The organism is Candidatus Sulfotelmatobacter sp. (genome assembly GCA_035498555.1).
Taxonomy (GTDB): domain Bacteria; phylum Eisenbacteria; class RBG-16-71-46; order RBG-16-71-46; family RBG-16-71-46; genus DATKAB01.
This window is the reverse complement of the sequence record DATKAB010000041.1, coordinates 1-8,054: the sequence shown is the minus strand read 5'-3', so window position 1 is coordinate 8,054 and position 8,054 is coordinate 1. Positions and strand designations below refer to the sequence as shown.

General features: G+C 70.7%; 7 protein-coding genes. 5 read left to right on the top strand and 2 right to left on the bottom strand.

Features of this window, described 5'->3' with window-relative positions; all coding sequences use genetic code 11:
- Positions 1 to 639, top strand: a 639-nt coding sequence (locus tag VMJ70_03475) for a hypothetical protein (GenBank protein HTO90172.1), incomplete at its 5' end; no start/stop codon positions are given.
- A 99-nt stretch (positions 640 to 738) separates the two neighbouring features.
- Here the strand turns inward: VMJ70_03475 and VMJ70_03470 are convergent.
- Positions 739 to 1,623: a hypothetical protein gene (locus tag VMJ70_03470; protein ID HTO90171.1), complete on the bottom strand. Its 885-nt coding sequence runs from the start codon at positions 1,621 to 1,623 to the stop codon at positions 739 to 741.
- Positions 1,624 to 1,916: 293 nt separating this feature from the next.
- Here VMJ70_03470 and VMJ70_03465 point away from each other — a divergent pair, with 293 nt between their 5' ends.
- From VMJ70_03465 to VMJ70_03450, 4 genes are read left to right on the top strand one after another with little or no spacing between them, the layout of a single operon-like run.
- Positions 1,917 to 3,089 carry an efflux RND transporter periplasmic adaptor subunit gene (locus VMJ70_03465; protein ID HTO90170.1) on the top strand — a complete coding sequence of 391 codons (1,173 nt, stop codon included), beginning with the start codon at positions 1,917 to 1,919 and terminating at the stop codon, positions 3,087 to 3,089.
- Positions 3,086 to 3,853, top strand: coding sequence for an ABC transporter ATP-binding protein (locus VMJ70_03460; GenBank protein HTO90169.1), 768 nt, complete (start codon positions 3,086 to 3,088; stop codon positions 3,851 to 3,853). Before VMJ70_03465 ends, VMJ70_03460 begins: the two co-directional genes overlap by 4 nt.
- Complete coding sequence (locus VMJ70_03455; protein ID HTO90168.1) at positions 3,850 to 5,055, top strand: ABC transporter permease; 1,206 nt, start codon at positions 3,850 to 3,852, stop codon at positions 5,053 to 5,055. The genes VMJ70_03460 and VMJ70_03455 overlap by 4 nt, the downstream gene beginning before the upstream one ends.
- Positions 5,052 to 6,254 carry an ABC transporter permease gene (locus tag VMJ70_03450; GenBank protein ID HTO90167.1) on the top strand — a complete coding sequence of 401 codons (1,203 nt, stop codon included), beginning with the start codon at positions 5,052 to 5,054 and terminating at the stop codon, positions 6,252 to 6,254. The genes VMJ70_03455 and VMJ70_03450 overlap by 4 nt, the downstream gene beginning before the upstream one ends.
- Positions 6,255 to 6,271: 17 nt before the next feature.
- Here the strand turns inward: VMJ70_03450 and VMJ70_03445 are convergent.
- Positions 6,272 to 8,054 (bottom strand): FlgD immunoglobulin-like domain containing protein (locus VMJ70_03445; protein ID HTO90166.1); only part of this gene is annotated, 1,783 nt, incomplete at its 5' end.

Below are 8,054 nucleotides of genomic sequence, written 5' to 3'. Positions count from 1 at the left end.
CACGGCACCACCACGCACGAGGGCGTGTTCGAGCGATTCCTCACCGCCGATGGCAACGCCGCCGCTTTCGCCGAGAGCGTGCGGGCGGGCGTCGACGTACCCGCGTTTGCCGAGGATTCCGGCGGGCCCGGCCTCGCGTTGCCCGGCGACTCGACGGTGGTGTGGATCGATCTCCGGCCGGGTCACTACGCGGTGTCGTGCTGGTACGCCGGCCACCTGGAACACGGACAGATTCGAGATTTCGACGTGGTGCCGGCGACCCATGGCGCCGAGCCCCCGAGCGCCGATCTCGTGGTCAAGATGTTCGACTATTCGTACACGTTCGAGGGCGACTGGTCGGCCGGATCGCACTGGGTGCGCGTCGAGAACCAGGGCACCGAGACGCACGAGTTCGATCCCTACCGGCTCGAGCCGGGCCGCAAGCCGCAGGACTTCTTCCACTGGATCGAGAACCACCGGCCGGGGCCCGCGCCCGCCGTGCCGCTCGGCGGAAGCGGCACGTTTCAACCTCGGGGCCGGATCTGGCTGCCGCTCAAGCTCACGCCCGGCCGCTACTTCGCGTTCTGCCAGATGCCGGCCAAGGTCGGCGGCAAGCCCCACTATCAGATGGGCATGGTGCGCGAGTTCGAGGTGCGGTAGCAGCCGGGGAACCGACTCCCCGTTCCGACCGCGAACATCCTCACCGCGAGCCAGAACCCGCGCGGGACGCGTTGCGCCCCGGCCGCTACCCGGGGCTCGCTACTGCAACGGCGTCGACACTCCGGTCACGAGGTCGATCGTGTACAGGCGGGCTCCGTTCGAGGTCGGCGCGTTGTACACCGCCTGATCCGGCAGCGGCAGCCAGGTCCCACTGTTGAAGCACGGCGCCAGGTTGCGCTGCGTGACGCTCGCGGTGTCGGCGAGGACGAGCTGCCGGTTTTGGGTCGTTGAACCCTGAGCCCACAGCAGCGAGTCGCCGCTGGCCGAGGTCGTCGGGAATCGCGTGTCGACTCCCGAGGATGTCAGCCGGCGGCGCGGCGCCCCGCTCGGAGTCAGGAAGTAGAGGCCGGAGGCGGTCGGGCTGGTGCCCACCACCACCAGCTGGTCGGTGGGGCCGACCCAGGCCGGAAACTGATAGACCATCGAGTCCGGCGTGATGTTGGTGATGGTTCCGTTTCGCCGGTCGAGTACGAACACCGCGCTCCCGATCGGGCCGGTGGCGTCGAATGCGATCTTCGCACCGTCCGACGACACGCTGCAGTTGTACGACTCGTGGATCGCGAGGTTGGCCCGCCGAAGTGTAGCGAGATCGAGCGTCATGATCCGTCCGCCGGAACAGACCACCAGCGTGTCGCTGCCCGGAATCCAGTCGTAGCTGTTGACGCTGCCCGCGAGCACCAGGCGATCGGTGCGGGCCGAGGTGTCGAGCACGTGGATTCCAAAGCGCAGATCGGCGCTGCCCGCCGGCGGCGAGAGGAAGTACGCGATCAGCGGGCGGTCCGGGGCGGGCTTCGGGTAGAGGGAGTCGTACGACGCATTCGGTGCGGTGGACGAACTCCCGCACCCCGGCAACATCAGAGCGGGCGCAAATAGAATCGCGGCCCGGGCGAACCAGGCCGTTCGCAAATGCCGCGATCGATCCATGTGTTGCCCTCGAGCGGCCGGCGAACCTCGTGACGTCCGGCCGGCAGCGTACCCGAGATCAGATCGGCGCGCTTCCGCCCCGACAGATCATTGACCGCCGATCAACACCCTCGGGAACCGGGGCCTGACGGCCTGTCATCTCCTCCTGCCAATCCCGGCGCGGACCCACCTCCGACAGTCACCGAACCCTGGCCGACCTCAAGCCGCGCGCGCACTTGCGGCGCCAGCGCCACCGGGCGCCGCGGGGCACACAACGTGCTGCTGGTTCACGAGGTATTGGAAGGAGGATCAGCATGCGTCGGGTCTGGCGCCTGGTCGCCCTGGTGGCGATCGCAGCGGCTGCCGCGTGGATGCTTTCGCGTGTGGCGTTCCGGCCCCGGCCGATCGCGGTCGAGGTGGCCGAGATCGCGCGCGGCCCGGTCGAGGACGTGGTTGCGAACAGCGAAGCCGGCACGGTCAAGACGCGCGCCCAGGCGCGCCTCGGCGCCGAGCGCGCGGGGCGCGTCGTCGACATCCCCTTCCGCGAGGGTTCGCAGGTCCGGCGCGGCGACATCGTGCTGCGCCTCGACGACAGTTCGGCCCGAACCCAGCTGGTCGCGGCACGCCGCGACTCGCAGGCGCTCGACGCGCTGCAGGGTGCGGCACGATCCGCCGAGCGACTGGCGCGGCAGAACTTCGATCGCACCACCGAGCTGCGCGACAAGGCCATGGTGTCGCAGGCCGACATGGACGAGGCGCGTTCCAAGCTCGAGGCCGCCGAGGCCGAACGCCAGGCCGCCGAGGCGCGCGTCCAGAGCGCGGAGTCGGCGGTGCGACTGGCGCGCGACGAGCTCGATCATCTGGTGGTGCGCGCGCCATTCGACGGCGTGGTGACGCGCCGTTGGGTCGAAGTGGGTGAATCGATCATGATCGGCCAGGCGGTGCTCGAGGTGATGGACACGCTGCGCGTGTATGCGAGCGCGCCGATCGACGAGCGCGATGCCGCGCGACTGCGCGCCGGGCTGCCGGCCCGCGTCACGCTCGACACCTATCCCGACGCGGTCTGGAACGCCACCGTGACGCGCGTCGCGCCGATGGTCGAGGAGAGCCGCGAGCAGGATCGGACCATCGAGGTCGAGGCGAATCTCAGGATCGCGCCGGGTGGGCCGGTGCCGCGCCCCGGCATGACCGCCGACGTCGAGGTGATCCTCTCGCGGCGCGACAGCGTGCTGCGCGTTCCGACCGCTGCGGTGATCGAAGGCCGCCGCGTGCTGGTGGCGGTCCGCGGCCGCGCGGTGGCGAAGCCGTTCGATGCGGGCTTGCGGAACTGGCAGTGGACCGAGGTGCGATCGGGGCTCGAACCCGGCGATCTGGTGGTCACCAGCCTCGATCGCGCCGGGGTGAAGGCGGGAGCGCCGGTGTCGTACACGCCGCCCCGGTCGTCGGGCGAGACTCAGACTTCGGCCGCCATTCCGGCGCGACCATGAGCGCGACGCTGCCGGGACCCGCGCCTCGCGAGTCGCGCGCCGCGCCGGTGGCCGCGGATCTCATCCGGCTCGACGACGTCTCGCGTGTCTATCAGGTCGGCACCACCCAGGTGCGGGCGCTCGACCATGTCTCGCTGCGCATCCGCGCTGGCGAGTTCGTCGCGCTGATGGGCCCTTCGGGCTCTGGGAAATCCACGCTGCTCAACATCCTCGGCTGCCTCGACGTGCCGACCTCGGGAACCTACGCGCTCGACGGCGAGTCGGTGCAGGGCCTGTCGGAGGATCGGCTCGCCGACATCCGGCAGCGGAAGATCGGATTCGTCTTCCAGAGCTACCACCTGGTGCCGCGCATGACGGCGGGCCGCAACGTCGAGCTCCCGCTGATCCTCGCCGGCGTGGATGCGGCGCGGCGCCGCGACCAGGTGAGCGCGGCGCTCGCGGCGATGGGGCTCGAGGGCCGGCGCGATCATCGCCCCGATCAGCTCTCGGGCGGCGAGCGCCAGCGCGTCGCGATCGCGCGCGCGATGGTGCTGGAGCCGAGAATCCTGCTCGCCGACGAGCCCACCGGCAATCTCGACACCCGCACCGGCAACGAGATTCTCGAGGTGCTCGATCGCCTGCATCGGCAGGGGCTCACGCTGGTGCTGGTGACCCACGATCCGCGGATCGGCGCGCGCGCCGAGCGGCTGCTCGGCATGACCGACGGGCGGCTGACGTCCGAGACGCGGCCCTCCGCACCGCGCCCGGAGGAGGTGTCGTCATGAAGCTGACGGACCTCGGCGGGCTCACGGTGGAGTCGCTGACCCTTCACCGCATGCGCACGTTGCTCACGCTGCTGGCGGTGGCGATCGGCGCGACCGCGGTGTTGCTGCTCACCGCGCTCGGCGACGCGGCCAAGGGCTACGTCGTCGGCCGCTTCGCGGCGATGGGCGCCAACCTGGTGCTGATCACGCCCGGCCACACCGAGACCAGCGGGATGGCCGCGATGGGAACCGGAAGCGACCGCGATCTGACCATCGAGGACGCCGAGGCGATTCGCATGCGCGTCCCGCTCACGCGGATGTGCATACCGATCTCGATCGGATCGGCGCCGGTCTACTACGAAGACCGCCACCGCGACGTGTACGTGCTCGGCACCACCGCCGAATATGCGGTGATGCGCGACCTGAAGATGGCCCGTGGCGAGTTCCTGCCCCGCGTGGATCCGCGCGCGGGTGGCGCGGAAGTGGTGATCGGCCAGACCGTGGCGCACGAGCTGTTCGGGGATTCGGATCCGGTCGGGCGGGTGGTGCGGGTTTCGACCGCGCGCTTTCGCGTGATCGGCGTGATGGCCCCGAAGGGGCAATCGCTGGGCTTCAACTACGACGACCTGGTCATCGTTCCGGTGGCGCGCGGCCTGCGCCTGTTCAACCAGTCGAGCCTCGCGCGCGTCCTCGTGCAGGCGGTGAGCTCCGCCGATCTCGCCGTGGCCGCCGCCGGGGCGAAGGCGGTGCTGATCGATCGGCACCGGCAGGAAGATTTCACCCTGATCACGCAGGACGCGATGCTCCGGAGCTTCCGCGCGGTGATCGACGCGCTGACCGCGGCGCTCGCCGGCATCGCCGCGATCTCGCTGGCGGTCGCCGGCATCGGGATCATGAACGTGATGCTGGTCTCGGTCTCGGAGCGCGTGGCCGAGGTCGGACTCCTCAAGGCGCTCGGCGCTCGGCGCGCCCAGATCCTGCGCCTCTTCCTGGCCGAGGCCGTGGTGCTCTCGGCGACCGGCGCCGCGATCGGAATCGCGATTGGCGTCGCCGCGATCGAGGTGGCGGCGAGGCTCTGGCCGCAGTTCCCGCTGGCACCCAGCGCCGGCTGGATCGCGACCATTTCGGCGCTGGCGCTGGTCGCCGGCGCGCTCTTCGGCCTGCTGCCGGCGCGGAACGCTTCACGGCTCGAGGTGGTCGAGGCGCTCCGAGGCAAGCGATGAGCCTGCGCGATCTCTTGTCGCTCGCCCTCGAGGCGCTGCGCGCCCACCGGCTTCGCTACGGACTGTCGGCGCTGGCGGTGGCGGTGGGCGTCGCGGCGGTGGTGCTGATGGCTTCGCTGGGCGAGGGCACGCGCCGGTTCATCAGCGGGCAGATGAGCGCGTTCGGCACCTGCATCGTCGGCGTTCATCCCGGCAAGGTCTCGACCGCGGGCATTCCCGGCGCGATGGGCGGCAGCGCGCGCAGCCTCACGCTCGACGACGCGCGGGCGCTGGCGAGGCTGCCCGGGGTGCGCGGCGCGACGCCGTTCGTGGACGGCACCTCGCTGGTCGAGTACGGGACGCTGGGGCGGCACGTCATGATCCTGGGGGTCGGCGGCAGGGCGCTCGAAGTCTGGTCGATGAAGGTCGCGGCCGGGCAGTTCCTTCCCGACGTCGATTGGAAACGCGGGGAGACGGTGGCGGTGCTCGGCCCCACGCTCAAGCGCGAGCTGTTCGGCAATTCCAATCCGCTCGGCGCGACGGTGCGCATCGGACGCGCGCGATTCCGGGTGATCGGCGTGGCGGAATCGAAGGGCACGGTGTTCGGCTTCGACTTCGACGACCTCGCCTACATCCCGGTGGCCAACGCATTGCGGCTCTACGACAAGAGCGAGCTGGCCGAAGTGGATCTGCTGGCGGCCAGCACCGACGAGAGCGAGCAGGTCGCCGAGCGGGCGCGATTGCTGATGATCGACCGGCACTCGGGCGAAGAGGACGTGACCATCGTCACGCAGCGTGACGCCATGAAGACGGTAGACGCGATCATGAACGTGGTGACGGGAACCGTCACCGCGATCGCAGCGATCAGCCTGCTGGTCGGCGCGATCGGCATCTTCACGATTCTGTGGATCGTGGTGCAGGAGCGGGTGCAGGAGATCGGACTGGTCAAGGCGCTCGGCGCCCGGCGCACGCAGGTATTCGCCTGGTACCTGTTCGAGGCCGCGCTCACGGCGTCGGCGGGCGGGGCGATCGGGCTGCTGGTCGGGGCGGGCGGCGCCGCAATCCTGGGGCGCGTGGTGCCGGCGCTCAACAGCTATACCCCGGCGTGGGTGGTGATGGCGGCGCTTTCCACCGCGCTCGGCGTTGGGCTCATTGCCGGCGTGGTGCCGGCGTGGCGCGCGGTTTCGCTCGACCCGGTCGAAGCGCTGCGCGCGGAATAGCCCGCAGGGGCTGCGCCTTACTTCAGCACCACGACTTCACGCGTCAACGACGTGCCGCCGGCACGCAGCCGTGCGAAGTACGCGCCCGGCGCCACGGGCCGTCCGCGCTCGTCGTTCAGATCCCAGCCGATCCGATGCTCTCCCGCCGCCCACGTGCCGCCGGCCAGCCGGCGAACGACGCGGCCGGCGAGATCGCAGATCTGCAACTCGGCGGGCGCCGCGGCGGGAAGCTGGAACGCGAGCGTGACCGCGCCTCGCGCCGGATTGGGGCTCGGCGCGGCCAGCGCGAGCGCCGGCGGCAGCCCGGAGCGCGGCTCGAAGCCGGGTGCGGTCCAGGCGCTGGCCGGCGATTCGTTCCCGTGGCGATCCACGCTGGTCACGGCGTAGGCCGCGGGCGAAGCGACCACGTCGACGAAGGAAGTGCCGCCGACCTCGGCGATGCGCTCGCCTGCGGCGGGCGAGGCGGGTCCGGAAGTGGAACGATAGATCCGGTAGCCGGCGAGATCCGGATCGGGCGCCGCCGTCCAGTGGAGCGTGGCGAGGCCGCGGTCGTAGGTGCCCGAGATCACCACCGAGGCCGGCGGGAGATTGTCCACCGAGCGCGCCGAATCCGGCGAGGAGAACCACACGCTGCCACCGCCGACCGCGATCGCGCGCACCCGCACCACCGTGAACGGCGAGCCCGGAGCGGTGGAATCGGAGAGCGTGTGGACCAGCAGGCTGTAGCTCGGGAGCGGGCCCGCAAACACGCTGTCCACCGGGGTCCAGCTCGTGCCGCTCCAGCGATCCACGTCGTAGCGATCGATGATCGGCGTGTACATCTGATCGATGTCGCTCGCGCGCCACGCGAGCTTGAGACGCCCGCCCTGATCGTTGGCCACGTCGAGCAAGGCCTCGATGTCGGGCGCGGGATTGCCGCGGTAGCCGAACGGATCGATGCGCTGGACCACGCCGCGCCACGACGAAGCCGCGCGATGGTCGTTCCAGCCGACCAGCGCCCCGCCCGCGCCGTCGGTGGTCATGGTCTGGCTGCTGGCGGCACCGGGCGCGGTGCTGATCGCGAGATCGGCCGCGAACACACGATTGCCCGAGGCATCGAGGTGCTGGCCGATCAGCTCGGTGTCGATGCCGGCGCGCGAATCGGTCCAGCCGAGCAGCGCGCCTCCCGTGCCGTCGGGAACGATCCCGGAGCGATCCTGGGTGGATACCGCCACGCTCGCCGGAACGCCGTAGGTCGACCACTGAGGAAGCCCGCTCGAGTTCAGGTGCTGGGCGTAGATCTGCATCGTGCCACTGCGCGTGTCCGACCAGCAGACGAAGGCGCCACCGGCGGCGTCGGGCGCGACCTGCAGTGCGCTCTGGCTGCCGGTGAGCCCCGAGGTGTTGACCGGACCCCAGATCAAATTGCCGGCGCCGTCCACGCGCTTCGCGTAGATGTGCGGCGTGGCCGAGCCGTCGGTCCACGCGACCACGGCGCCGCCGCTTCCGTCGGCGCAGATCTCGGGATCGCCGGCGAAGGTCATGAACGAGTCGAGCTGGATGCCGTTCGCCGCCCAGGCGGGACTGCCGGCGCTCGAATAGCGCTGGGCGTAGAGATGCGTTCCGCTGCGCGTGTCCACCCAGGTGACGAACAGGCCGCCGGCGCCGTCGGCACACAGGGAGGGTGCGACCTGCGTCCCCCCGGCGCTCGAGGCGGCGACCACCCACGCGGCCGCTCCAGCTCCGGTGACGTGCGCGACCTTGGTGGAAGTGGGCCCCGGGATTCCGTGGGTGAGGTTGAACTCGGACCAGGTGACGAAT